This window comes from Sphingosinicella sp. BN140058 (assembly GCF_004135585.1).
GTDB lineage: Bacteria > Pseudomonadota > Alphaproteobacteria > Sphingomonadales > Sphingomonadaceae > Allosphingosinicella.
In genome coordinates, this window is record NZ_CP035501.1 from 1,966,510 (window position 1) to 1,989,599 (window position 23,090).

Annotated in this window: 25 protein-coding genes; 19 read left to right on the forward strand and 6 right to left on the reverse strand. The window is 65.7% G+C overall.

Features of this window, described 5'->3' with window-relative positions:
- The first annotated feature begins 12 nt into the window (after window positions 1-12).
- On the forward strand, window positions 13-2,106 hold the full coding sequence (locus ETR14_RS08875; protein ID WP_129384278.1) for a response regulator: 2,094 nt from the start codon (window positions 13-15) through the stop codon (window positions 2,104-2,106).
- Between the two features lie 416 nt (window positions 2,107-2,522).
- Here the strand turns inward: ETR14_RS08875 and ETR14_RS08880 are convergent, their stop codons facing one another.
- Window positions 2,523-2,753 (reverse strand): hypothetical protein, encoded by a 231-nt coding sequence (locus ETR14_RS08880; protein ID WP_129384279.1) that lies wholly within the window; start codon window positions 2,751-2,753, stop codon window positions 2,523-2,525.
- Between the two features lie 149 nt (window positions 2,754-2,902).
- Here ETR14_RS08880 and ETR14_RS08885 point away from each other — a divergent pair, with 149 nt between their 5' ends.
- On the forward strand, window positions 2,903-3,523 hold the full coding sequence (locus ETR14_RS08885) for a flavodoxin family protein (RefSeq protein ID WP_129384280.1): 621 nt from the start codon (window positions 2,903-2,905) through the stop codon (window positions 3,521-3,523).
- On the opposite strand, the gene pncA is transcribed toward ETR14_RS08885, so the two are convergent.
- Complete coding sequence (gene pncA / locus ETR14_RS08890; RefSeq protein WP_129384281.1) at window positions 3,520-4,161, reverse strand: bifunctional nicotinamidase/pyrazinamidase; 642 nt, start codon at window positions 4,159-4,161, stop codon at window positions 3,520-3,522. The genes ETR14_RS08885 and pncA overlap by 4 nt on opposite strands.
- Window positions 4,162-4,355: 194 nt before the next feature.
- On the opposite strand from pncA, the gene ETR14_RS08895 reads away from it, so the two are divergent.
- The 4 genes from ETR14_RS08895 (at window position 4,356) to ETR14_RS08910 (ending at window position 10,105) form a co-directional block, all read left to right on the forward strand.
- Window positions 4,356-5,057, forward strand: coding sequence for a response regulator transcription factor (locus tag ETR14_RS08895; RefSeq protein ID WP_129384282.1), 702 nt, complete (start codon window positions 4,356-4,358; stop codon window positions 5,055-5,057).
- 100 nt (window positions 5,058-5,157) lie between these two features.
- The gene (gene ftsZ, locus ETR14_RS08900; RefSeq protein ID WP_129384283.1) at window positions 5,158-6,621 is read left to right on the forward strand and encodes a cell division protein FtsZ; all 1,464 of its coding nucleotides are present in this window, start codon (window positions 5,158-5,160) and stop codon (window positions 6,619-6,621) included.
- A 223-nt stretch (window positions 6,622-6,844) separates the two neighbouring features.
- A complete protein-coding gene (locus tag ETR14_RS08905) occupies window positions 6,845-8,377 on the forward strand; it encodes a PAS domain-containing protein (RefSeq protein WP_165356385.1) in 1,533 nt (510 codons plus the stop codon).
- A 147-nt stretch (window positions 8,378-8,524) separates the two neighbouring features.
- Window positions 8,525-10,105, forward strand: a complete 1,581-nt coding sequence (locus ETR14_RS08910) for an MFS transporter (RefSeq protein WP_129384285.1) — start codon at window positions 8,525-8,527, stop codon at window positions 10,103-10,105.
- Window positions 10,106-10,209: 104 nt separating this feature from the next.
- Here the strand turns inward: ETR14_RS08910 and ETR14_RS08915 are convergent, their stop codons facing one another.
- Window positions 10,210-11,586: an alginate export family protein gene (locus tag ETR14_RS08915; RefSeq protein WP_129384286.1), complete on the reverse strand. Its 1,377-nt coding sequence runs from the start codon at window positions 11,584-11,586 to the stop codon at window positions 10,210-10,212.
- 87 nt (window positions 11,587-11,673) lie between these two features.
- A complete protein-coding gene (gene flaF / locus ETR14_RS08920; RefSeq protein ID WP_129384287.1) occupies window positions 11,674-12,036 on the reverse strand; it encodes a flagellar biosynthesis regulator FlaF in 363 nt (120 codons plus the stop codon).
- Window positions 12,037-12,358: 322 nt separating this feature from the next.
- Here flaF and motA point away from each other — a divergent pair, with 322 nt between their 5' ends.
- Genes motA through ETR14_RS08985 form a run of 13 tightly spaced genes read left to right on the forward strand, consistent with a single transcriptional unit; the run spans window position 12,359 to window position 21,666 of the window.
- Entirely contained in the window at window positions 12,359-13,243 is an 885-nt protein-coding gene (gene motA / locus ETR14_RS08925; protein ID WP_129384288.1) for a flagellar motor stator protein MotA, read from the forward strand.
- A 19-nt stretch (window positions 13,244-13,262) separates the two neighbouring features.
- A complete protein-coding gene (locus ETR14_RS08930; protein ID WP_371416771.1) occupies window positions 13,263-13,541 on the forward strand; it encodes a lipid asymmetry maintenance protein MlaB in 279 nt (92 codons plus the stop codon).
- Entirely contained in the window at window positions 13,538-13,903 is a 366-nt protein-coding gene (locus tag ETR14_RS08935; RefSeq protein WP_106515538.1) for a response regulator, read from the forward strand. The genes ETR14_RS08930 and ETR14_RS08935 overlap by 4 nt, the downstream gene beginning before the upstream one ends.
- Window positions 13,900-16,089, forward strand: a complete 2,190-nt coding sequence (locus ETR14_RS08940) for a chemotaxis protein CheA (protein WP_129384290.1) — start codon at window positions 13,900-13,902, stop codon at window positions 16,087-16,089. Before ETR14_RS08935 ends, ETR14_RS08940 begins: the two co-directional genes overlap by 4 nt.
- Window positions 16,086-16,595, forward strand: a complete 510-nt coding sequence (locus ETR14_RS08945; protein ID WP_129384291.1) for a chemotaxis protein CheW — start codon at window positions 16,086-16,088, stop codon at window positions 16,593-16,595. Before ETR14_RS08940 ends, ETR14_RS08945 begins: the two co-directional genes overlap by 4 nt.
- Window positions 16,596-16,597: 2 nt before the next feature.
- On the forward strand, window positions 16,598-17,470 hold the full coding sequence (locus ETR14_RS08950; RefSeq protein ID WP_129391592.1) for a protein-glutamate O-methyltransferase CheR: 873 nt from the start codon (window positions 16,598-16,600) through the stop codon (window positions 17,468-17,470).
- Between the two features lie 3 nt (window positions 17,471-17,473).
- Window positions 17,474-18,499: a chemotaxis response regulator protein-glutamate methylesterase gene (locus tag ETR14_RS08955; protein ID WP_129384292.1), complete on the forward strand. Its 1,026-nt coding sequence runs from the start codon at window positions 17,474-17,476 to the stop codon at window positions 18,497-18,499.
- Between the two features lie 12 nt (window positions 18,500-18,511).
- Window positions 18,512-18,901, forward strand: coding sequence for a response regulator (locus tag ETR14_RS08960; RefSeq protein ID WP_199193033.1), 390 nt, complete (start codon window positions 18,512-18,514; stop codon window positions 18,899-18,901).
- A 3-nt stretch (window positions 18,902-18,904) separates the two neighbouring features.
- A complete protein-coding gene (locus ETR14_RS08965) occupies window positions 18,905-19,429 on the forward strand; it encodes a chemotaxis protein CheD (protein ID WP_129384293.1) in 525 nt (174 codons plus the stop codon).
- A 32-nt stretch (window positions 19,430-19,461) separates the two neighbouring features.
- Window positions 19,462-19,758 carry a hypothetical protein gene (locus tag ETR14_RS08970; RefSeq protein ID WP_129384294.1) on the forward strand — a complete coding sequence of 99 codons (297 nt, stop codon included), beginning with the start codon at window positions 19,462-19,464 and terminating at the stop codon, window positions 19,756-19,758.
- 2 nt (window positions 19,759-19,760) lie between these two features.
- Window positions 19,761-20,600: a flagellar motor protein MotB gene (locus ETR14_RS08975; RefSeq protein WP_129384295.1), complete on the forward strand. Its 840-nt coding sequence runs from the start codon at window positions 19,761-19,763 to the stop codon at window positions 20,598-20,600.
- A gap of 11 nt (window positions 20,601-20,611) precedes the next feature.
- Complete coding sequence (locus ETR14_RS08980) at window positions 20,612-21,040, forward strand: hypothetical protein (protein WP_129384296.1); 429 nt, start codon at window positions 20,612-20,614, stop codon at window positions 21,038-21,040.
- Window positions 21,040-21,666 carry a PilZ domain-containing protein gene (locus tag ETR14_RS08985; RefSeq protein ID WP_129384297.1) on the forward strand — a complete coding sequence of 209 codons (627 nt, stop codon included), beginning with the start codon at window positions 21,040-21,042 and terminating at the stop codon, window positions 21,664-21,666. The genes ETR14_RS08980 and ETR14_RS08985 overlap by 1 nt, the downstream gene beginning before the upstream one ends.
- Window positions 21,667-21,747: 81 nt before the next feature.
- Here ETR14_RS08985 and fliP read toward each other — a convergent pair whose 3' ends face one another.
- Together fliP and ETR14_RS08995 are read right to left on the reverse strand one after the other, a co-directional pair.
- Window positions 21,748-22,479, reverse strand: a complete 732-nt coding sequence (gene fliP, locus ETR14_RS08990; RefSeq protein ID WP_129384298.1) for a flagellar type III secretion system pore protein FliP — start codon at window positions 22,477-22,479, stop codon at window positions 21,748-21,750.
- 17 nt (window positions 22,480-22,496) lie between these two features.
- Window positions 22,497-23,090: a flagellar biosynthetic protein FliO gene (locus ETR14_RS08995; RefSeq protein ID WP_129384299.1), complete on the reverse strand. Its 594-nt coding sequence runs from the start codon at window positions 23,088-23,090 to the stop codon at window positions 22,497-22,499.

Consider the following 23,090-nt stretch of genomic DNA (forward strand, 5'->3'; position numbering starts at 1 on the left):
ATGAGCGTACGCATGTCCATCGGTTCCGCGGAGCCATTGCCCGTCAGCAGCCCGGTTGCGACCAGCGACGAGGCGGCGGAGCGGCCGCGGGTGCTGGTCGTTGACGACGACGAACGCAACCTGCTCGCCATCCGCACCGTGCTCGAGGATGTCGGCGACATCGTCGAGGCGCGCTCCGGCGAAGAGGCGCTTCGCCACCTGCTCAAGGGCGACTTCGCGGTCATCCTGCTCGACGTCTACATGCCGGGCATCGACGGCTACGAGACCGCCCAGATCATCCGCAGCCGCGAGCAGACCAAGCGCATCCCGATCGTCTTCCTGTCGGCGGTCAACAAGGAGACGGAGCACCTCATCCGCGGCTATTCGATGGGCGCGGTCGACTATGTCTTCAAGCCGGTCGATCCGGTCGTGCTGCGCTCCAAGGTCGCGGTGTTCGTCGATCTGTTCGCAATGCGGAAGGAGATTCAGCGCAAGGCGCGCCAGGAACAGGCTCTGCTCGATGCCAATTTGCGCGCCAATGCCGAACGGCTGCGGGTGGAGCAGGAGTTGCGCCTCGCCGAACAGCGCCAGGCCGCGATCATCCAGTCGCTGCCGATCGTGCTCTATCTCGAAGCGCTGGATGCCCAGCCGCGCCGCCCGAAGTTCGTCGGCGGCAATTTCTCGGCGCTGACCGGCTATGAATATGAAGCGCTGGACAGCAATCCCGGCCTGTGGATCGAACGGCTGCATGCCGACGACCGGGAGCGGGTGGTGGCGGCGATCTCGAGCAGGCCGACAGGGCGTTCGCTCGCCGTGGAATATCGCTGGCAATGCGCCGACGGCCAGTACCGGCATTTCCTCGATCAGGCGGTTCTGCTGCGCGGACCGGACGGAACGCCGATCGAATATGCCGGCACCCTGCTCGACGTCACCGATCGCAAGGAGCTGGAAAGCCAGCTCGTCCAGGCCCGGAAAATGGACGCGATCGGCAAACTGACCGGGGGCATCGCGCACGATTTCAACAACCTTCTTGCTGCCGTGCTTGGCGGGCTGGGGCTCATCGAGCGCCGGGTGCCGCTCGCCGACGAGCAGCTCAAGATCCTGACGATGACCAAGCGCGCGGCCGAACAGGGTTCCGACCTGGTCGGCCGGCTGCTCGCCTTTGCCCGGCGGCAGCAGCTGGAGCCCGCCTGCATCCAGATCGAAACGCTCGCCGAGGCGGTCACCGATCTTCTCGCCCATACGCTCGGCGGCCTCGTCGAGCTCGAATGGGCGATGACCGACGATTTGTGGTGCGCCTTCGCCGATCAGGCGCAGCTCGAGCTCGCCTTGATGAACCTGATCATCAACGCCCGAGACGCGATGCCGGACGGCGGCACCATTTCGGTGCGTGCGGAGAACCGGATTGCTTCGGCGGATCCGGACCACGGTCTCGCCCCGGGCGACTATGTGGTGCTGACCGTGGCCGACACCGGCTGCGGCATAGCGCCCGAGCTGCTCGAACAGGTGATGGAGCCGTTCTTCACCACCAAGGATGTCGGCAAGGGTACCGGCCTCGGTCTCTCGATGGTCTACGGCTTCGCCAAGCAATCGGGCGGCGCGTTTCGAATGGACAGCGAAGTCGGTGTCGGCACGCGCGCGGAAATCTGGCTGCCCCGCGCCGAGGAGCAGCGCGAAACCGGCGATGACGATGCGGAACGCCGCAGGACGACGGAAAAGGCATCGACAGCGCTGCGCATCCTGCTGGTCGACGACCATGATGGCGTTCGGGCAACCACGTCCGCATTGCTGTCCGACCTTGGTCATGTGGTCGTCGAGGCAGCCGACGGACGCGAGGTGCTCGCCCTCTTCGAAGAGAGCAGCGAAGATTACGACCTGCTGATTACCGATTACGCCATGCCCCACATCTCCGGTGCCGAAGTGATCAGGCAGGTGCGGGAGCGACGTCCCGATCTGCCGGCAATCATCATCACCGGCTATGCGGATGCGCAATCGATCGCGAAACGTCCCGAGAACGTGCTGGTCCTCTCGAAGCCGTTCACCCCGGATCAGCTGTGCCATGCCGTCGCCGGAAGCGCCCACAGCGAGCAGACGGCTGTGCCGTCGCCGATTCCGTCCGAGGCGTGAGGCCGGGCTGGCGCCTGTGAAAAGCCCCAGCCCCTTGGGAGGGGCCGGGGCTGGTGGTGATCAGCGGGTGGGGGAGGTCTGATCACCCGGGGGGGGGACTGGTCGAACGAAGCGTCTTCCATAGGGTTCCATGCGGAACGCCTTCTGTGTGCCTTCCTTTGCGGAACCGAGATAGCCGGTTTTGGTCCGAATTGGATCGCACCCGAGCAGCCCGGCCGCAGCAGCCCGATGTCGAGCGGGCAATCGAGGCTGCCCACGTCGCAAAACCGATCGGGCACCTGTCGGGCGAAAGCATTGAAAAGGCGCGGCGTCTGAGGACAGACCAGCAGAAGCGGCTCCGTCACGGCAAGTGCGCGCGAAACGTCGGTGATCTACCCTCCACTTCGGACGAAATCGCAGGATGCGGCCGTGCCAACTCAATAGGCCACGGAGCGAAGCGGCACGCGCAAGATCGTTCGATGACGCTCATCCTCGACTTCGATCCAGCCGCGTTGCGGCAATTCCTCGGCACTGAGTTGCTTCCGAACGATCGCGCGCGCAGCACGCAGCGCTTCCTGATGCGCTGCCGTTCGGTCTCGGCAATATTCGCCGACGACGTCGGTAGCCTCGAAGCGATCGCAGCAGACGTTGAAATAATAACGCGGCACGATGGCCCAACGCGCGCCGTCCGAAAGCTTTCCCTTTACGGCCTTTGTTACAGGTGCCCCGCGGCCGTGGATCGACGCCGCCAGGACTTCGTTGAGGAAAACGGTGCCCTGCCGATACGGGCTGCCGATCCCTCTGCAAGGAGCACGTCATGACGCTACGCGCGATCGCCCTCAACTGCAGCCTCAAGGCCGGAGGAGATGAAGGATCGTCCACCGACAAGATGATCGGCCTGCTGGCCTCCGCTCTTGGCCGACACGACGTCACCCTCGCCGAGACGATCAGGCTGGCGGATCACGACGTGAAGCCCGGCGTCGTATCCGATGCAGGGGCCGGGGATGCCTGGCCCGATATTCGTCGCCGCATCCTCGACGCCGACATCCTCATCTTCGGGACCCCGATCTGGCTCGGCCAGATGTCGAGCATCGCCAAACGCGCACTCGAGCGGATGGACGCCTTTCTGAGCGAAACCGACACGCTCGGACGGACTCCGAGCTTCGGCAAGGTCGCCGTCGCAGCGATCGTCGGCAACGAGGATGGCGCCCATCGCATCACCGCCGATCTTTTTCAGGCCTTGAACGACGTCGGCTGGACGATTCCGGCGGCGGGCGCCTGCTATTGGGTCGGTGAAGCGATGGCGAAGACCGACTTCAAGGACTTGCCCCAGGTGCCGGATCAGGTGGCGTCGACGGCTGAGATGCTTGCCGCTAACGCCGCGCATCTCGCCTCATTGCTGAAGGATGCAACCTATCCAGGCGTCCCCCAATCCTAGAGAATGGCGACGCCTGCTTCCGCGAATTGCCGTTCCGCCGCATCGACGGTGGTGCCGCCGCCATCACCAGCGGGCATTGCGATCGCGCGGGTGAGATCCTTGGCGATCACCGACGCAAAGCCTTCGCGCACCGCATCGAGCGCGGAATAAGCGACGCAAAAATCATAAGCGAGGCCGACGAAGACGCAGCGCGACACCTTCTTGTCGCGCAGATAGCCGGCAAGCCCGGTCGCGGTGCTGCGATCATTTTCGTAGAAGGCCGAGTAGGAATCGACCGCCGGATTGGTGCCCTTGCGCAAGATCAGATCGGCGCGATCGAGGGCGGCGGCAAGGCCCGGGTGGAAATCGGCCCCGGCCGTGCCCTGCACACAGTGATCGGGCCACAGCACCTGGGCTCCATAGGGCATTTCGGCGGTGCCGAACGCTACGCCGCCCTGATGGTTGCTGGCAAACGACTTGTGGCCGCGCGGGTGCCAATCCTGGGTGACCACCACCAGCGGAAACCGGGCGGCAAGATTACCGATCGCCGCCATGATCTCGTCGCCGCCGTCTACCGCGAGCGCGCCGCCCGGACAGAAATCATTCTGAGGATCGACGATCACGAGTGCGTCGCCGGGGCGGATATCCAGATCGATCACGAGCGGCTTCCTTCGCTGTCCAAGGCCCGCTTAGCCCGCCATTTCGCACTCCGCCAGCGGCTTACGCACTAGCCCTTAGAGTAGATTTCCGCGCTTACCCGTTAACCCGTCAACAGGCATCAGAGACCTCATCGGGAGCGATCGAACGCGAGAGTCGGGCTCTTCCACAGACAAGTCAATTCATGAGGTCCGAGATGCGTATACTTGTTGTCGAGCCGGATGCCGTGATGCGTAACCGCATCGAATTGTCGATGCGCGCCGAGGGCTTCAATGTCGAGGCGGTCGCCGACGGCGACGATGCTCTCGATCTCGCCCGTTCCTTCGAGTTCAGCGTGATCGTTACCGAGCTCAACCTTACCGATCTTCACGGCTTCGATCTGATCAAGAAGATCCGCGGTGCCAAGGTCAAGACCCCGATCCTGGTGCTGAGCACCGTCGACAGCACCGATGCCAAGGTTTCCGCCTTCGGGCACGGCGCCGACGACTATGTGGTGAAGCCGTTCCACCGCAGCGAGCTTGCCGCCCGTCTGCGCGCGCTGGTTCGCCGCTCCTCCGGCCATGCCGACCGTAATGTTCGCGTCGGCGGCCTCACCATCGATCTCGACGGCAAGACGGTCGAACTCGACGGCAGCCGCGTCGATCTGACCGCCAAGGAATATGCGGTGCTCGAACTGCTCGCCCTCCGTCAGGGCCGGCCGATCCCGAAGGAGACCTTCCTCGATCACGTCTATGGCCACATGGACGAGCCGATCAGCAAGGTGATCGACGTCTACATCTGCCGCCTGCGCAAGAAGCTGTCCGTCACCAGCAGCGGCGAGAGCTATATCGGAACCCTGCGCGGCCGCGGCTATGTGCTGCGCGAGCCAGAGCAGGAGCAGCGCCTCCTCGCCGCCTGATCCGTCTTCACACCATTGCCCGCGCCGTCCGGCGCGGGTCGATCCTCGCGATCCGACCGTGCCGCCCTGCGGCCTGTCTCCTCGAAAAGGTATGCTTCCCATGTTCGATATCGATCCGCGTCCCAATCCCGAGCTTCGTCCGCGCATCTGTGTGATCGGCGTCGGCGGCGCCGGCGGCAATGCCGTCGCCAACATGGTCCGCGGTGGTGTCGAGGGCGTCGACTTCGTGGTCGCCAATACCGACGCCCAGGCGCTGAACGTGTCGCCTGCCGACACCCGTATCCAGCTCGGCCGCGGCGCCACCCAGGGGCTCGGCGCCGGCGCGCAGGCCGAGGTCGGCCGCATCGCCGCCGAAGAATCGATCGAGGAGATCGAGCATGCTCTGGAAGGCGCCCATATGTGCTTCGTCGCCGCGGGCATGGGTGGCGGCACCGGCACCGGTGCCGCGCCGGTAATCGCCGCCGCCGCCCGCGCCAAGGGCATTCTGACCATCGGAGTCGTCACCAAGCCGTTCGCATTCGAGGGCCGCAAGCGCAGCCAGGCCGCCGAACAGGGGCTCGAGGCACTGAAGAAGAGCGTCGACACGCTGATCGTCATCCCGAACCAGAATCTGTTTCGCGTCGCGAGCCCGGACACCACCTTCCGCGACGCCTTCCGCATGGCCGACGAAGTGCTGGAACATGGCGTCCGCAGCATCACCGACCTGATCATGATGCCCGGCGTCATCAATCTCGATTTCGCCGACATTCGCGCGATCATGTCGTGGATGGGCAAGGCGATGCTCGGCACCGGCGAGGCCAGCGGGCCGCATCGCGCGATCGAAGCCGCGGAAGCGGCGATCGCCAATCCGCTGCTCGACGGCGCGATCGACGGCGCCAAGGGCCTGATCATCTCGATCACCGGCGGCGACGACATGCGCCTGATGGAGATCGACGAGGCCGCCAACCACATCAAGAACGTCGTCGATGCCGACGCCGACATCATCTGGGGTTCCTCCTTCCTGCCCGAGCTCGAAGGACGAATCCGGGTCTCGGTGGTCGCGACCGGGATCGAATCCGCCGTCGTCCAGAGCGAAGGCAAACCGCACGCGGCAGCCGATGTCCAAGCGCCTGCCGTCAAGTCCTTCGCGCCTTCGAAATCCGCCCCGCAGCGCCCGGCCGCACCCGCGCCGGTTACGCAGGCCAGTGCGCCCGCGCCGGCACAGCAGGCACCGCAGCCGCCGATCGCCGCCATGCCCACGACACCGATCGCGCCGCCTGCACCGTTGAATCCGCCCGCTTCTGTATTGGCGCCGCCCGAGCACCGGCCGATCGCGACCGCAGCACCGGCAGCGCCCGCGATCATCCGCGAGGCGGAAGCGCAGCGCATGTGGGTGACGCCCGGCAAGATCGCCGCTCCGGCATCGCGCCTCGACTCCAAGGACGAGGGCCGCGGCGCCAGCCTGTTCGAGAGGATGGCCGGCCTCGCCCGCGGCGGCCGCCGGGTCACCGCCGAGCCTGCGGCGACGATCGAGGATCCCTCCGTGTACCGCCGGCGCCCGCTCGTCCGACATCAGGCGCTCTGAATCCGATTGACGCTACGTCACTGCGATCAGACAGGTTTCCCGTTCCAACGTGGCACGTCCGAAACGAGGAATCTCTGGCACAAGCACTCCCGACCCGCTTAAGGTTGAGCCCAGATTCGCTATGGGCTTGCGGGGGGGCAAGGTGCCATTTTTCGAGAGTGTCGATGCCGGACGCCGGCTGACAACCGCCTTGCGCGCGCTCCGCGGTGCGCAAGGCGGAATCATGTCTGCCGAGGCGGTGCAGGCGCAAATCTCGACGGCGATCGACGCGCTCTCGGCGCTGGAACACTCGGCGGAGCAGCGCGACGATCATCTCGCCTTCCTGTGGGAACATAGCCCCCAGATCTGCTGGATCGCGGATCATGAAGAGCGTGTAATCGGCATCAGCAAGAGCTGGCACGAACTGACAGGCCGGCCGGACGAAGAGGTGCTCGGCACCGGCTGGCGCAATTTCATCCATTCGGACGATTCCGATCGCTATCTCGACGCGCTGGCGGAAGCCCGGCGCAGCGGCGGTTCGTACGACGTGCGCTTCCGCGGTTTGCGGCAGAACGGCGAGTGGCGCTGGCTTCGCACCCGGGGCTACACGCGGGTGAACGAGGAGGGGCGCACCGCCTTCATCTACGGCTTCACGGAAGACGTGCACGAGCAGATCAAGGCGGAAACGAAACTTCGCAGCGCGATCGAACGCTCCCGCCTCGCCGGCCTGGCAACCAACGACCTCATCTACGACCTCGACATTCCCACCGGCAAGATTTCGTGGAATGCCTCGATCCGGGATTATTGCAGCGACCCGGCACAGGCGTCGCTCGACTGGTGGGAGGAGACGATCCACCCTGCCGATCGCGCGCAGACGATCGCGAGCCTGGACGCTTTCCTGCACTCCGCGGAGGGAGAGCGCTGGCAGGCAGAATACCGGATGCGTCGCCTCGACGGCGCTTACTCGCACGTTTACGAGCGCGGCTATGTCGTCCGTGGGGCAGATGGCTGCGCAACCCGGATGATCGGCGCGATTACCGATCTGACTCCACGGATCGAGGCGGAAGCGCGGGTGAAGCAATTGCAGTCGGAGCTGATCCACGTCTCGCGTCTCAGCGCGATGGGGGCGATGGCGGCGACGCTTGCCCATGAACTCAACCAGCCCCTCGCCGCAGCCAACAACTGGATCGGCGTGGCGCGTGTGCTGGTGCAGCGCGCGCCCGAAATATCAGGGCAGGCCGGAGATGCGCTGGAGGAAGCGCGCGCGTCGATCCAGCGTGCAGGCGAGATCATCCGCCGGATCCGGGCGATGCTTTCGCGGGGAGGCGAGAAACGCGAAATCCACGATCTGCGCGACATCGTCGACGAAAGCCTTCGCCTGGCGCTGCTCGGCTCCGGCGTATCGGGCATCGCCTGCCACAGGAGGCTCGAGAGCGCCCGCGTTCGTGTCGACAGGGTCCAGATCGAGCAGGTGGTTCTGAACCTGGTGCGGAACGGCATCGAGGCGATGATCGATCGGCCGCGGCGGGAGCTGGTCGTCGCCGTTGCCCCGCGTGAGACCCATGCCGAGGTGCGGATCTCGGACTCGGGCAAGGGCATCGATCCCGCCTTCGAGAACACATTGTTCACGCCGTTCATGACCAGCAAGGAGGAGGGCCTCGGCGTGGGCCTGTCGATCTCCCGCACCATCGTCGAGGCGCATGGCGGCAAGATCCGGGCTTTCGCGAACCCGGAGGCGGGAACGACGTTCGCCTTCACTCTGCCGTTGGTCCGGTAGCCGAACGAAACGGCGTGGTAGGTACCACTACCTAACGTGAATCACCGCAATCGAAGCCGTCCGAAGGCGGGACTAGATACGCGCCAGCCCGAGTGACCGCGATCGGCACCGGGCCTTTCCCCATCCCGCTTGAAGATCCGGATTGCGATGCGCCTTTCCCAAACGCACGGCTCGGTGAGCCCGCAGGAACTCACCCGTGGCGTCAACCGGCTGATGGCCGATGCCGCCTTCGCCACCATCGTCGGCACCCTCAATAGCGGCGTTGTGCTGGTCGCTTATGCCCTCTTCCTGGGCGCCTCTCCGACGGTGATCGGCATTCTCGCCGCAATCCCGTTCCTGTGCCAGCTGCTTCAGGCGCCCGCCATCCTGCTGGTCGAGCGTGCACGCTCGCGGCGGCTGATATCCATCGCCGCTCTGTTCACGGCGCGCCTTGCCTTGCCGCTGATGGCCGGACTCGCATTTCTGCCGAACAAGAACTTGGCGCTCGCCTTGCTCGTCATCGGCGAAACCGTCCACTGCGCCTTCAACTCGGTCGCCGGCTGTTCGTGGAACAGTTGGATCCGCGATCTCGTGCCCTCCGAAACGCTCGGCAAATTCTTCGCCCGCCGCACGGTGTGGGCGACGCTGCTCGGCGCCGCGGGCACCGCATCGGCAGCCGGTGCGCTGGAGCTTGCAAGCCGGGGCTATGCCGCTGCCGGCACGATCTTCTTCGCGCTTTACGGTTTCGGCTTCCTGTCGAGCCTGATCAGCACCTGGCAGCTCGCCCAGGTGCCGGAAACCAGCATGGTCCGTCCCGCCCAGCGCCGCAGCCTCAAGACTCTGCTCGCCAAGCCGCTCAAGGAAGACAATTTCCGCCGGATCATCCGCTTCCTCGCGACGTGGCAGTTCGCAGTCAATTTCGCGCTGCCGTTCTTCACCGTCTATCTGGTCGAGCAGGCGGGCTATACGGCCGGCTTCGTGCTGGTGCTCAGCATCGTCAGCCAAGTCGCCAATCTCCTGGTGTTGCGCGGCTGGGGCGAGCTTTCGGATCGCTTCGCCAACAAGACGGTGCTCGCCGTCGCCGCACCGGGATTCATCGCCTGCATCGCGGCCATGGCGCTGGTGCCCGAACTCGATGCCGGCGTCCGCTCGGCCTATCTGATCGCGCTCCACATCCTGATGGGCATGGCGTCGGCCGGAGTCGCGCTCGCCTCGAGCGCGATCACGATGAAGGCGGCGCCGCAGGGAGAGGCGCACGTCTACATGGCGACGAGTTCGCTGATCACATCCGCCGCGGCCGGGATGGCGCCGCTGATCGGCGGCCTGTTTGCGACCTTCTTCGCGCAGCGCGGCCTCAATCTGGGTCTGACCTGGACGAGCCCCGACGGCGTGGCGCAGGTGGTCGCCTTGTCGTTCAACTGGTGGCAATTCTACTTCCTGATCTCCGCCGCGATGGGCGTGTTCGCCCTCCTCCGGCTTTCGGCCGTCACCGAGCAGGGCGCCGTGCAGCCGCGCGAGATGATCGTTCACGTCCTGAACAGCGCCCGCCGGGGCATCCGCAACGCATCGCCGGTCGCCGGCCTGCGGGCCAGCGTCGCCTTCCCGGCCGCTGCGCTGATCGAGGCACGGAGGCGCGCTCCGCTCCGCGACATGCGCGCGCCGAACCGCAGCCCGTCGCGCACCGCGGGCGCGGTCGCGCGCCGGCTGATCCGCCAGAAACGCGCTGCCGCCAAGCTCGCCCGCGCCTGATCCGCGGCCGGCGCGGGCTCCGATCCGGCAAGGCCGTACACGCCGAAAAGGCGGCGGAGCCAGGCTCCGCCGCCTTTTCGTTCGCACTGCCCGCCGGCGGATGCTCAAAAGTCGACGGTGAGATCGAGTCCGCCGTAAACCGTGTCGCCGGTCGCCGGTGCATTCGGCGCATCGCGGAGGAACCTGCCCTTGGCGAGATAGGCGAAGGCGGTGTCGAGACGCACGACCTTGGGCTTCAGCCAATAGCGGATCCGCGCCTCCGCCTGCGTGCCGGCGTAGCGGCCCGTCGCCCCGGTGCGATCGCGAACCCCGGTCACGCCGAAGCTGTCGGTGCGCGAATCCAGCCACAGACCGCGGCCCATCAAACCCAGATCGAGGCGCTTGGAGGGCGCCAGATCGAGGCGCAGGCCGCCGGAAACGACGTTCGCACGGTTGACCGGCCCGTAGAGGCCGACCGGGCCGAAATCGGTGCGGCGGGAGCCGAACAGCGGATCGAAGCGGGTGTAGGTGCCGGCGTTCGCGGTATCGCCGCTCGCCTGATCGTAATGAACCGACACGCGCGGCGCCCAGGCACCCGCCAAGCTCTTGCCCACTTCCGCGTGGACGGTCCAGGCCGAGACATCGAGGTAACGGACGTCGGTCGGCGATTTGGTCGCATGAACCTCGCCGAGCTGATAGGCGCCTTCCAGATCCCAATCGATCGTCGACGCCTTGGGCGCACGCGAAAAGCGCATGCCGGGGGTGAACAGGTGACGATCGATGGTCGGGCGGTCCTCGGAATCGCGTTCCCACAGGCGGTAGCCGTAGAATTCGAGGCTGCCGCCGAGCACATTCGCCTTGGTGAAGCTGGCGCCGAAGAATTGGAGATCGGTGGTCTCCGGATCCCACTTCACGTGATTATGGCGGATATCGCGGAGCGTGGTGGGCTCGCGCAGATCCGGCATCGCCCAAAAGGCGATCAGGCGATCGCCGCCGGCGCTCTTCCAGTCGACGTTGATGCCGGTATAGGTCGGCACGCGGTTGCCCGCTCCATAGGAATCGAGCAGGCGCTTCGAACCGATCGCGAGCGTGTAGCGGCCCGCGGTGACCAGCCCCTTCGAGCCCTTGCCGAGCTTGCCGTCGAATTCGACGGCGACATAGGCCTGGCCGAGCTCGAGCGGATTGATCTCGGCGGTGCCGACCGAGCTGTCGTCGGCCTGGCCGTAGCCGCGGGCGTCGATCACCTCGGCGCCGAAGCGCACCGGACCGGCATCGTATTCGGCGAAAAGGGTGCTGCGGAACGATTGGAAGAAGTCGCTTTCCGCCACTTTGGGGCGGAATTGGCCGTCGATGGCCTCGGTGCGGCTGCGGAAGGTGCCGCGGATCTTCCAATCGTCGCCGGCGCCGATCGCGTCCTGGAGCGGACCGGCGTTGGCCGCCGCAGCCTGGCCGAGAAGAAGTGCAGCACCGGAGGCCGCGAGACAGAAGCGCGCAGTGATCATCTTTGGTCTTCCCAACTGATGGTTTGACCTGATTATAGGATCACTGCGCAGTCTTCGTTTTGTAATATACCGTTACTGTGGTTTACCTTAGGCAGCCTGCAAGTTTTCGTTGGCCAAACCATCGATGATGGCACGGTTGACATTGATCAGATCTTCGATGCTGTCGCGGCCTGCGACGACTTCGCTGGTATAGCGATCGACCCACAGGGCAATCGAGATAATGCTTGCACGAAGCTCGGTCGGCAGCTTGTTGCCCGGCGCTGCACACAGCGAGGAAAAGGTGCTCCAGGCCTGCCGATTGCGGTGCAAGGAAGGCACCAGCGCCGCGCCGTTCAGGCCAGCATCGCGGGCGTGGATCATCTCGCCGGTGATCTGGCTCATCAGACGATATTCCTGCGCGCGCGGGGTCTCCGCAATGGAGCGCACGCGGCGATAGGCGTCGAGCGACATTGAATACTCCTCGGGTCGTTTCCCCCCCATCATAGGATGGTCCCGGGTGCCGGCGGCGGCGCCCGGCACTTTTTTCCGACCGCCCCGGTCCTCCCGCCCGGCGCCTATAATGGGACCAACCATGCCGCGTCCGGGACGAGACCGTGGATCGGGAGCGCTCGACGCGGTGCCGGCGGCGTCCGGAACCTACGGGGAATCCCGGGTCGGAGCGCCATCGCACGAGAGCGGCGCGGCCCAACGGAAGATTTCCGGTCCGCGGCGAACCCGCGGCCGCTGTCCCCCTCTATAAAGTAATGCAGTCAAGCTCCTGATCGGATCTTCAATGTTAAACGGTATCGGTTTCGTCGTCATTCTGGTCTGCGTGTTCGGGAGCTTCCTGATCTCGGGCGGCAAGCTCGAAATCGTGCTCCACGCACTGCCGCACGAGATGATGGCTATTGCGGGCGCCTCCGTCGGCGCCTTTCTCGTCGCCAATTCGGGCGGCACGGCAAAGAGCGCCCTCGCGGGGATCAAGCGGTCGTTCAAGGGCGGGCGCTGGAAGGACAGCGACTATCGCGATCTGCTCGCTCTGCTGTTCGGCCTGCTCACCACCTTTCGCAAGGGCGGTGCCACCGGGATCGAGAAGCATCTCGACGAGCCGGCCGAGAGCCCGCTCTTCTCCAAATATCCGCGACTGCTCGCCGACCATCACCTGATCGAGTTCATCTGCGATTATCTGCGCATGATGACGGTCAATTTCGAGGATCCGCATCAGATTGCCGAGGCGATGGAGAACGACATCGACCGGCATCATCATGAGGAGCTGCTGCCGCAGCATGCGCTGCAGACGATGGCGGACGGTCTGCCGGCGATCGGCATCGTCGCCGCGGTGCTCGGCGTCATCAAGACGATGGGCTCGATCGATCAGCCGACCGAGATCCTCGGCGCGATGATCGGCGGCGCACTCGTCGGCACCTTCCTCGGCGTGCTTCTGTCTTATTGCTTCGTCGGCCCGCTCGCCTCGAAGCTCAAGGAGACGATCGACTCCGATTGCCACCCCTACCAGCTCGTGAAGACCGCGATCGTCGGTTACGCCCAGGGCATTCCGACGCAGGTCGCGATCGAGATCGCCCGGCGCATGACCCCTTCGCACCACGCACCCACTTTCCAGCAGCTCGAGAGCGCTCTCGACGAGGCCAAGGATGAACTCAATGCTATCCCAATTTGACGCTGAAGCCGGCGGGCCAGTGAGCCTTCCGGCCCACGGATCGACCGTGACTGCCGAGGACTTGCGCGTACAGCTCGTGCTCGCAGCGGATGTCGACGGCGACGTCGTGATCGACGGCAGCGATGTGGAGAGCATCGGCCAGGCCGTGCTCCAGCTGCTGATCGCGACCAAGGCCGAAGCCGAGCGCAACGGACAGACCTTCACCATCGCCAATCCGAGCGAACCGCTCCGCCGGCGAATTTCAGCTTGCGGCCTGAGCGATCAATTCGGGCTCGAAGAAGAGGACCAGGTTCAATGAGCAAACTCATTCTGACGGTGGACGACAGCGCGAGCATGCGCATGCTGCTCAAGACGTCGCTGACCGCCCAGGGCTTCGCCATCGAGGGCGCCAATGACGGCGTTCACGGTCTCGAGCGGATCCAGGAGGTCAATCCCGACCTGCTGATCACCGACATCAACATGCCCAAGATGGACGGCTTCGGCCTGATCGAGGAAGTGCGCAAGCTGCCGCAGTTCCGCGGTCTTCCCATCCTCGTCCTTTCGACCGAATTCTCGGATGAGAAGAAGGCCCGTGCCCGTGAGGCCGGTGCCACCGGCTGGATCACCAAGCCCTTCGATCCGACCAAGCTGGGGGCGGCGATCCGCCGTGTGTGCCCGTGAGCGACGAACTCGACGAAATCCAGGCGATCTTCTTCGAAGAATGCGCCGAAGGCCTTGCCACCGCTGAGGAAGGTCTGTCCGCGATGGCGGCCGGCGACGTGTCGTCCGAGGTCATCGCCGGCGTGTTCCGCGCCGTTCACTCGATCAAGGGCGGGTCGGGCGCATTCGGCCACGCGGCCCTGCTCGCCTTTTCGCACCGGTTCGAGAACGTCCTCGACGAGGTGCGCGGCGGCAAGATCGTGCCGACGCCCGAAGTGACCAAGACGATGCTGGCTGCATTCGACCTGCTGTCCGATCACGTCGCTGCGGCACAGGGCCATGCCGGCCTTCCGAACGATGCCGAGATGCTGGTCGAACTCGATCGCATCCTCGAGACCAAGGGCGCGAGCGCCGGCGGTGCGGCGCCCGCCGCGGCACCGGCTCCGGTCGAAGCCGCTCCGGTGGCCGACGAGATGGGCTTCGTGCCCGTGGTCGTCGAGCTCGACGATTTCGATGCCGATCCGTTCGGCTTCGAGCCGGTCGGCGTGTCGCTCGAGGATTTCGACGCTCCTGCGCCGACGCTCGGCGGCTGGATCATCCGCTTCCGTCCGTCGCGCGCCGCGATGGCGAACGGCGCCGAGCCGATGTTCGTGATCCGCGAGCTCGAGGAATCGGGTGCCCGGGTGATCGGGGTCGACAGCGTCTCGCTGCCTGATCTGCGCGATCTGGATCCGGAAGAGAGCTATCTCGAATGGACCCTGGCGATGCCCGCCGAGACCGAAGAGAGCGTCATTCGTGACTGCTTCGATTTCGTCGCACCGGATTCAAAGATCGAGATCGCCCGCGAGGACGTGCCGCAGGCCGCGCCCGTCGTCGTGGAGACGGCGGCCGTGGCCGAGGTCCCGGTCGTCGAAGCGGCCCCTGCGGACGCGGCGGTCGCCCCCAGCGCACCCGTTGCCGTCGCGGCGCCTGCGCCCAAGGCAGCCGCTCCGGCCACCGAAGGCAAGACCGTCGAAGCCGCCCAGACCATCCGCGTCGATCTGCTCAAGCTCGACCTGCTGCTGAACCTGGTGGGTGAGCTCGTCATCCGCGGCTCGATCCTCAACGACCGGCTCTCGCCGCGCGATCAGGAACGGGTGGAACTTCCGGAACTGGCGCGTCTGACCCGCGAGATCCAGGACAACGTGATGTCGCTGCGCGCGCAGCCGATCCGCCAGGCCTTCTCCCGCGTGCCGCGCATGCTGCGTGACCTGTCGGCCGAAACCGGTAAGCAGGTGATCCTCGAGACCACGGGCGAGATGACCGAAGTCGACAAGGGCGTAATCGAAAAGATCGGCGATCCGCTGACTCACATGATCCGCAACGCGGTCGATCACGGCGTCGAAAGCCCGGCCGAGCGTATCGCCGCCGGCAAGTCGCCCGAGGGCACGATCCGGCTTTCGGCCGAGCAGAAGGGCGCGCGAATCTTCGTCCGCGTCTCCGATGACGGCCGCGGCATCAACCGCGAGCGGGTTCGCGCCAAAGCGATCGAAAAGGGCATCATTTCGGCCGACGCGGTCCTCTCCAACGAGGAAATCGATCAGCTGATCTGCGCGCCGGGCTTCTCGACGGCGGAAACGATCTCGAACATCTCGGGCCGCGGCGTCGGCATGGACGTGGTCCGCAGCAACGTCGAAGCGCTCGGCGGCCGTGTCGAGATCCACTCGACACCCGGCGAAGGCACCACCTTCACCATGGCCCTGCCGCTCACCCTGGCGATCCTCGACGGGATGATCGTTCGGTTCGCCGAACAGCGTTACGTCCTGCCGCTTGCCAACGTGATCGAAGCGGTGCGGCCGGAAGCGGGGCAGGTGCAGCCGATGACTCCGACCTCCGAAGTCATGGAACTGCGCGGCTCCTATCTGCCGGTGAAGCGCCTCAGCGAGATGTTCGGCCTTGCCGCCAACGATCCCCGCAGCCCCGAAGACTCGCTGGTGATCATCGTCGACAGCGAAGCCGGCAATGTCGGCCTGATGGTCGACGCGATCGACGATCGCCGCGAAGTGGTGATCAAGAGCCTGGACGAGAACCTTCATCCGATCCGCGGGATCGGCGGAGCCACCATTCTCGGCGACGGATCGATCGCGCTGATCCTCGATATCGACGCGCTCCTGTCCGGCGCAAGCCACAGCAACACCAAGTACACTCCGAAAGGAATTGCAGCATGACCCCCACCAACGTCGAAGCGATCGCTGCAGCCGATCGCAAGATCGTCACCTTCATCCTCGGCAAGCAGGTCTTCGGCATCGACATGAAGTCGCTGATCGAGATTCGCGAGTGGGAAGAGCCGACCCCGCTGCCGAGCGTGCCGCACTTCATCCGCGGCGTCACCAACCTGCGCGGCACCGTGGTGCCCGTCGTCGGCCTGTCCGAGCGGCTGGGCTGGGAGCCGAGCGTGCTTCACTCGCGCTCGTGCATCCTGGTCGTCAACATTTCGGGCAAGCGGGCCGGCTTCCTGGTCGATCACGTTGCCGACATCATCCCGATCGATGATGCCGACATCCAGCCGGCCCCCGACGTCGAAGTCGGCGAGCAGGGCATCATCTCGGGCCTCGTCCAGGTTCCGAACAAGATCCAGGCCGGCGACGAAGCGTCGACCGAAAGCGGCACCATGGTGCTGCTGCTGGATCTCGAAGCGCTGAACGTCACCGGTCATCTGGATCTCGCGGCGTGAGCATGTCCGGAGCCCAGGCTGTTTCCCGTCCGGGGGCTCCGGACGTGAACGCCGGCGCAGGTGAGCTGGGCGCCACCGAGTTCGCCGCGATCGCGGCGATCATGCAGAGCGACGCCCGCATTCACCTCGCGCCGGGCAAGACCACCCTGGTCCACTCGAGGCTCAGCAAGCGCGTGCGCAAGCACGGCCTGCAGAACTTCAAGGATTATGTGAAGCTGGTCCACTCGGATCCGGAGGAGCGGCGTGCGATGGTGGTGGCGCTCACCACCAATCACACCCACTTCTTCCGCGAGAACCATCATTTCGACCATCTGAAGGCGACGGCGATGCCGTGGCTGCAGCGCCAGGCCGCCACCAAGCCGGTGAGGATCTGGTCGGCGGGCTGTTCGAGCGGCGAGGAGGTCTACACGATCGCGATGTGCCTTCGCGGCCCCGACCGCGGGTCCGGAGCGTGGGTCGACCGCGCCGACGTCAAGCTGCTTGCGACGGATCTTTCGCCACTGGTGGTCGAGACCGCGCGGCGCGGCGTCTATTCCGCCAACACGGTGCAGCCGATCCCGACTCCTTACCGGTCTGCGTGGCTGCGTCCCGAGGGCGCCGATTTCGCGGTCGTCGACGAGATCAAGAAGATGGTGACGGCACGCGTGCTCAACCTCTTCGAGCCGTGGCCGATGCGCCAGAAATACGACGTGATCTTCTGCCGAAACGTCATGATCTATTTCGACGACGAGGCGAAGGCGGAGCTCGAAGCGCGCTTCGTCGATATGCTGGTGCCGGGCGGGTATCTCTACATCGGCCATTCGGAGCGCCTGATCGGCGCCGCCGCATCGCGGATGAAGCCGGCCGGCCACACCATCTACGTCAAGGAAAGCTGAGCCATGGGTGCCCCCATTCGTGTCCTGATCGTCGACGACAGTCCGTCGATGCGGGCCGCGCTCGACCGCATCCTGAGCCGCGACGCGGACATCGAGGTGATCGGTCATGCGCCGGAGCCGCACGCCGCGCGTCAGATGATCAAGGACCTCAATCCCGACGTCATCACGCTCGACATCGAGATGCCGGGAATGGACGGGCTGTCCTTCCTGGAGAAGATCATGCGGCTGCGGCCGATGCCGGTGGTGATGTGCTCGACGCTGACCGCCCGCGGTGCCGAAGCGACGATCGAGGCGCTCCGCCTCGGCGCGGTCGACTGCATCCAGAAGCCGAGCGGCAATGCCCAGGAAATGGCGCAGAATGCGGCCTTGCTGTGCGCCACGGTCAAGACTGCGGCGCGATCGACCGTACGGCGCGTCGAAGCGCCGACGATCAGGGCGGCGGCCTCCACCCCCGGGCTCAACCGGGACGTGGTGATCGCGGTCGGATCGTCGACAGGCGGCGTCGAAGCCTTGTTCCAGGTGATCGGATCGATGCCGGTCGATGCACCGCCGATGCTGGTCGTTCAGCACATGCCGGCGGCGTTCACCGGCGGCTTCGCCGCCCGCCTCAACCGCGAGTGCCAAATTAACGTCGTCGAGGCCCGTCACGGCATGCCGGTGGAGCGTGGGACCGTCTATATTGCTCCTGGGGGCGAGAGCCACATGGAGCTCGTCGGGATCGGCGACCGCCGGATCCGGCTCACCCAGGCGGATCCGGTAACCGGTCACCGTCCGTCGGTGGACGTGCTGTTCCACTCGGTTGCGAAATTGGGTCACGCAGCCGTCGGCGCCATCCTTACCGGGATGGGCAGCGACGGTGCGGCGGGTCTGCTTGCGATGCGCCAGGCAGGCGCTCGCACCCTGGGACAAAATGCCGCGACCTGCGTGGTTTACGGTATGCCGCGTGCCGCTTTCGAAAGAGGCGCCGTGGAACGAGAAGTCAGTTTGTCAGCGATGCCCGAGGCGATCCTCGCGGCATGCAGAAAGTAAGGTTGGAGCGAAATGCCAGCAGCGTCTGCAATTAAGGTTATGGTGGTCGACGATCAGGCGAGCATGCGCGCAATGATCCGGCGCGCGCTCCAAGATCTCGGCTTCAAGGACGTCCGCGACAAAGCGGGCCCGGTCGAAGCGCTCAGCGCGGTCCGCAGCGACCGCGTCCACCTCATCATCTCGGACTACAACATGCCGGACATGGACGGCCTGCAGTTCCTCGAGCAGGTCCGCAAGGATCCAGTGATCGGCAAGACGGTGTTCATCATGCTCACCGGTTCGGCCGACAAGGAGATCGTCCAGAAGGCCGCGGCCCTCGGCGTCAACAACTACGTCGTGAAGCCGTTCGCTCCGGCCGCGCTCAAGGAGAAGATCGAGCGCGTCTTCGGCGAACTGACCTGAGCCATGAAGCGCATCCCCATCATCCAGGGCGAGCATAAGGTGGTGGCCGAGCCGGACGTGATGATCACGACACTGCTCGGCTCCTGCATCGCCGTCTGCCTCCAGGACCGGCTGGCCAAGGTCGGGGGCATGAACCACTTCCTTCTCGCCGAGCCGACGAGCGGCCGGCAGCTGAGCGACGCCGACATGCAATGCTACGGCATTCATGCGATGGAGCTGCTCATCAACGAGATGATGAAGCGCGGCGCGATCCGGTCGCGGATGAGCGCGCAGCTCTATGGCGGCGCGAACGTGGTCAGCGGCCTCGGCACGCCGATCGGCACCAACAATGCCGCCTTCGCCCGCCGCTTCCTGGAGGTCGAGGGGATCAGCGTCGGCCATACCAACGTCGGCGGGCGCCAGGCGCGCAAGGTCGAATTCCTGCCGTATCTCGGCAAGGCACGCTGCACCTATGTCGGCGATGCCGCCCCGGTCGCGCCGCCGACGCCCGTTGCCGCCGTTGCCGGCGGCGACCTCGAACTGTTTTGATCGCCGGGCCGATGTGCCTGAGGAGCCACGAAATGACTGTTGAAGACATCGAGCACCTCCGCGCTCTCAAGGCCGTCCTGGCCGAGGAGATCCGCGACGTGCGCCGGCTGATCGAGCAGATCGCGGAGGTCATCGTCGCCGATGAGCAGTTTGCGATGGCCAATCTCGATCAGTTGCAGGCATTCGACATGGCGATCCAGCGGGCCGACGAGAGCGCCGACATGCTGGAGCGCCTTTCCAAGGGCGCTCAGGCGGGCTCGGCGATCGATGCCGTTCGCCTTGGCTGCGTTCAGGACCGTCTTCGCGCCGCCCTGCAGAAGGCGGCCTGATCATGGCGAGCCGCCGGAACGAGCCTGTCATCGTCATCCGCAAGGTCAAGAAGAGCGGCGGCGACGCGCACCATGGCGGTGCGTGGAAGGTCGCCTATGCCGACTTCGTCACCGCGATGATGGCGTTCTTCATGCTGCTCTGGCTGCTCTCGACCCCGGACAAGGACAAGCTCAAGGGGCTTGCCGAATATTTCACGCCGGAAGATCCGAGCGCGACCGGCACCACCGGCGACGCAGGCGGCGGCGGCCGCTCGCAGCGCTCCCAGGCCGAAAGCCAGGACACCAACGGCAAGCCGACCGTCGAGGTCGCCACCGCTGGGACGGCGCGCGGCGGATCGGCCAACGTTCCGGATTCGTCGATGCGGGTGATCGCGGCCGAGCTGCGCGTGGTGCTCGATTCCATTCCCGCCAAGGACGCGAAGGATGCGGTCAAGCTCGAGACCAGCCGCGACGGGCTGCGCATCAATTTGACGGACACCGCCAATCGGCCGATGTTCAAGGGCGCGACCGCCGTGCTCAACGATTATGCACGCGAGATGCTGGGGCAGATCGCCCGACGGCTGGTCAAATCCGGCGCCCGCATCGCGATCGAGGGCCATACCGACTCGATCGGCGGCCAGAGCGACTCGAACTGGCGTCTTTCCGGCGACCGCGCGCAGGCGGCACGATCGGCGATGATCGCCGCCGGCCTGACGCCGGACCGCTTCTCGGAAGTGGTCGCGCTTGCCGGATCGCAGCCAATCTATGCGGACCAGCCCGATCGGCCCGAAAATCGCCGGATCACGATCGTGGTCATGGCCGAGGCACCCGCTCTACCGCAAGACGTCAACTTCCAGTTCTAGGGTCCCGCGTCATGCGCAAGCTTCTCATCATGCTCTCGGTGACGATCGCCGGACTCGGCGTCGGCGGCGGTGCCGCCTACGCGACCTCGATGTTCCTGGCACCGCCGGCGCCGGCGGACCATAGCGGCCCGACCGCCTTCGTACCGGCGGGCAAGATCCTGGCCCCGCTCGTCCTCAAGGACGGACGGCTCTCGGGCTACGTCTCGTTCACCGTGGAGCTCGAAGTCGGCGCGGACGTGGCCGAGGACGTGCAGACGCGCCTTCCCTTGCTGCTCAACGCCGTCAACATGCGCACCTACAAGACTCCGATGGCAGCGGGCCCCGACGGACTGCTCCCGGACATCGGCACCTTCCGCAAAGTCGTGATGGCTGCGGCCGACGAGGCGTTCGGCAAGGGCGTCGTGCGCCGTGCCGCGATCACCCAGGCGAATCCGGTCTGATGCTGAAGCCCACCCAGAGCGACGAACCCGAGGCCGTCGCAGCCGACGGCCGCGTCCTCGTCCGCCGCGAAGGCCGGGTGGCGACGGTGATGCTGGTTGCCCGGCTGGTCAACGATCGCCGCGATCAGCTCTGCCGTGTCCGCAACATCTCGGCCAACGGCCTCAAGGTCAACACCGCCTTCCCGCTCGCGGTCGGCGAGGAAATCCGGATCGAGCTGCGCAACGGCCAGGCCGTGGAAGGCAAGATCGTGTGGTCGAGCCCGCCCTTTGCCGGCATGCACTTCCATCGGACCTACGACGTCGAGACGCTGCTGTCTTCGATGCCGGCGGACGACAGCGCGCATGTCTCGCGCCTGCCCCGCGTCCAGATCAACCATCCCGTGCTGGTCCATGCCGGACCGAAGATGCTTGGCGCCTCGATCATCGACATGTCGCAAGGCGGCGCCAAGCTGCGCCTCCGCGCCGCGCTCGATCGGGGCCAGCAGGTCTCGCTCTCGGTGAGCGGATTGAGCGCGATCAAGGCCACGGTCCGCTGGACCCAGGATGAGGAAGCGGGCGTCGCCTTCCACGAAACGATTCCGTTCGACACATTGTCGCGGTGGCTGTCCGACCGCGAGACCCGCTGACCCCAAACTCTGGTTTCATGCGAAAAAGGGCGGCTCGCACGTGCGAGCCGCCCTTTTTCGTGTCCGATCTTCCGGTCTCGCTCAGCCCGTGCCGAAGCTCTTGACCAGCGAGCCGGCAACCAGCGCCCAGCCGTCGATCAGCACGAAGAAGATGATCTTCATCGGCAGCGATATCGTCGCCGGTGGCAGCATCATCATGCCCATCGCCATCAATACGGCGGACACCGCGAGATCGATGATCAGGAACGGCAGCAGCAGCATGAAGCCGATTTCGAACGCGCGACGCAGTTCCGAGATCATGAAGGCGGGCATCAAGGTGGTCAGCGGGATCTCGGCGCGGCTCGCTGGCGGCTTGCCCGAGAGCTCAACGAACAGTTGGACGTCGTCGTTGCGGACGTGCTTCAGCATGAAGTCCTTGAACGGTGCCGACGTCCGCTCGAACGCCTGGGTCTCGTTGATCCGGCCTTCATTGTACGGCGTGATGCCCTTGTCCCAGGCAACCTGCATGGTGGGCGCCATGACGAAGAAGGACAGGAACAGCGCAAGGCTGATGATCACCGGGTTGGGCGGCACGCCGGGCGCGCCGATGCCGGTGCGAAGCAGCGACAGGGCGACGACGATGCGGGTGAAGGATGTCACCGTCATCAGGATGCCCGGCGCGAGGCTGAGCACCGTCAGCATCATCACCAGCTGGATGGCGCGGCCCGACACGGAGCCGCCTTCCCCAAGATTGACGGTCGCCGACTGCGCGTAGAGTACGGCAGGCGTGGCGAGGGCGGCGGCGAAAGCCGCCAGCCTCAGGATCTTGCGCATTGGCTTCTGGCCTTTGTTCAGGCGGCCGCTTTGGCCGGGGCGATGGTGGCAGCCGCCGGCACGGGCTCGACGACGGTGCGCCCGTCAGGCGCGGTAACTTTGAGACGAACCGGCTGACGCTTCGGCTTCGGCGCTGCGGCCAGGTTCGTTTCCGGCATCGGCAGCGGCTTGTCGGTCTTGATCAGAGCGGCCTTGGCCTTGCTGCCGGCGGCGCCGACGAGATCGACCAGGGTCGCGAAATCCTCGGCGACCTTGGCCGGCTTTTCGGCCTTCACCAGCACCGGCCGGGCCGGCGCGGAGGGGGTTGCGGCGTCGGAGGCGGCGGTCACGTCGATGTTGACGTCCCCGCGGACGATGCCGCTTTCGATCACCGCGTGGCCATCGGGTGCGATCATGATCAGATGCTCGCGATCGTCGCGGCGGACGAGAACGATCGAGCGTTTCGCATCGATGCCGATCCGCTCAACGAGAGCAAGCCGCTTGAGCCCGCGATCGCCGACCTGGCCGGGAAGCACGATGTTGTAGCGGCGGACCGCCCAGAGTGCGCCGCCGAGCAGGCCGAGCACGGTTCCGAGCGCTGCGATGGTGCGGAGGAAAGACAGCAGGTCCAT

Coding starts and splice junctions, on each gene's coding strand:
- ETR14_RS08875 (WP_129384278.1), top strand. CDS start 13: ATGTCCATCGGTTCCGCGGAGCCATTGCCCGTCAGCAGCCCGGTTGCG.
- ETR14_RS08885 (WP_129384280.1), top strand. CDS start 2,903: ATGACGCTACGCGCGATCGCCCTCAACTGCAGCCTCAAGGCCGGAGGA.
- ETR14_RS08895 (WP_129384282.1), top strand. CDS start 4,356: ATGCGTATACTTGTTGTCGAGCCGGATGCCGTGATGCGTAACCGCATC.
- ftsZ (WP_129384283.1), top strand. CDS start 5,158: ATGTTCGATATCGATCCGCGTCCCAATCCCGAGCTTCGTCCGCGCATC.
- ETR14_RS08905 (WP_165356385.1), top strand. CDS start 6,845: ATGTCTGCCGAGGCGGTGCAGGCGCAAATCTCGACGGCGATCGACGCG.
- ETR14_RS08910 (WP_129384285.1), top strand. CDS start 8,525: ATGCGCCTTTCCCAAACGCACGGCTCGGTGAGCCCGCAGGAACTCACC.
- ETR14_RS08915 (WP_129384286.1), bottom strand. CDS start 11,586: ATGATCACTGCGCGCTTCTGTCTCGCGGCCTCCGGTGCTGCACTTCTT.
- flaF (WP_129384287.1), bottom strand. CDS start 12,036: ATGTCGCTCGACGCCTATCGCCGCGTGCGCTCCATTGCGGAGACCCCG.
- motA (WP_129384288.1), top strand. CDS start 12,359: ATGTTAAACGGTATCGGTTTCGTCGTCATTCTGGTCTGCGTGTTCGGG.
- ETR14_RS08935 (WP_106515538.1), top strand. CDS start 13,538: ATGAGCAAACTCATTCTGACGGTGGACGACAGCGCGAGCATGCGCATG.
- ETR14_RS08945 (WP_129384291.1), top strand. CDS start 16,086: ATGACCCCCACCAACGTCGAAGCGATCGCTGCAGCCGATCGCAAGATC.
- ETR14_RS08950 (WP_129391592.1), top strand. CDS start 16,598: ATGTCCGGAGCCCAGGCTGTTTCCCGTCCGGGGGCTCCGGACGTGAAC.
- ETR14_RS08955 (WP_129384292.1), top strand. CDS start 17,474: ATGGGTGCCCCCATTCGTGTCCTGATCGTCGACGACAGTCCGTCGATG.
- ETR14_RS08960 (WP_199193033.1), top strand. CDS start 18,512: ATGCCAGCAGCGTCTGCAATTAAGGTTATGGTGGTCGACGATCAGGCG.
- ETR14_RS08965 (WP_129384293.1), top strand. CDS start 18,905: ATGAAGCGCATCCCCATCATCCAGGGCGAGCATAAGGTGGTGGCCGAG.
- ETR14_RS08970 (WP_129384294.1), top strand. CDS start 19,462: ATGACTGTTGAAGACATCGAGCACCTCCGCGCTCTCAAGGCCGTCCTG.
- ETR14_RS08975 (WP_129384295.1), top strand. CDS start 19,761: ATGGCGAGCCGCCGGAACGAGCCTGTCATCGTCATCCGCAAGGTCAAG.
- ETR14_RS08980 (WP_129384296.1), top strand. CDS start 20,612: ATGCGCAAGCTTCTCATCATGCTCTCGGTGACGATCGCCGGACTCGGC.
- ETR14_RS08985 (WP_129384297.1), top strand. CDS start 21,040: ATGCTGAAGCCCACCCAGAGCGACGAACCCGAGGCCGTCGCAGCCGAC.
- fliP (WP_129384298.1), bottom strand. CDS start 22,479: ATGCGCAAGATCCTGAGGCTGGCGGCTTTCGCCGCCGCCCTCGCCACG.
- ETR14_RS08995 (WP_129384299.1), bottom strand. CDS start 23,090: ATGGACCTGCTGTCTTTCCTCCGCACCATCGCAGCGCTCGGAACCGTG.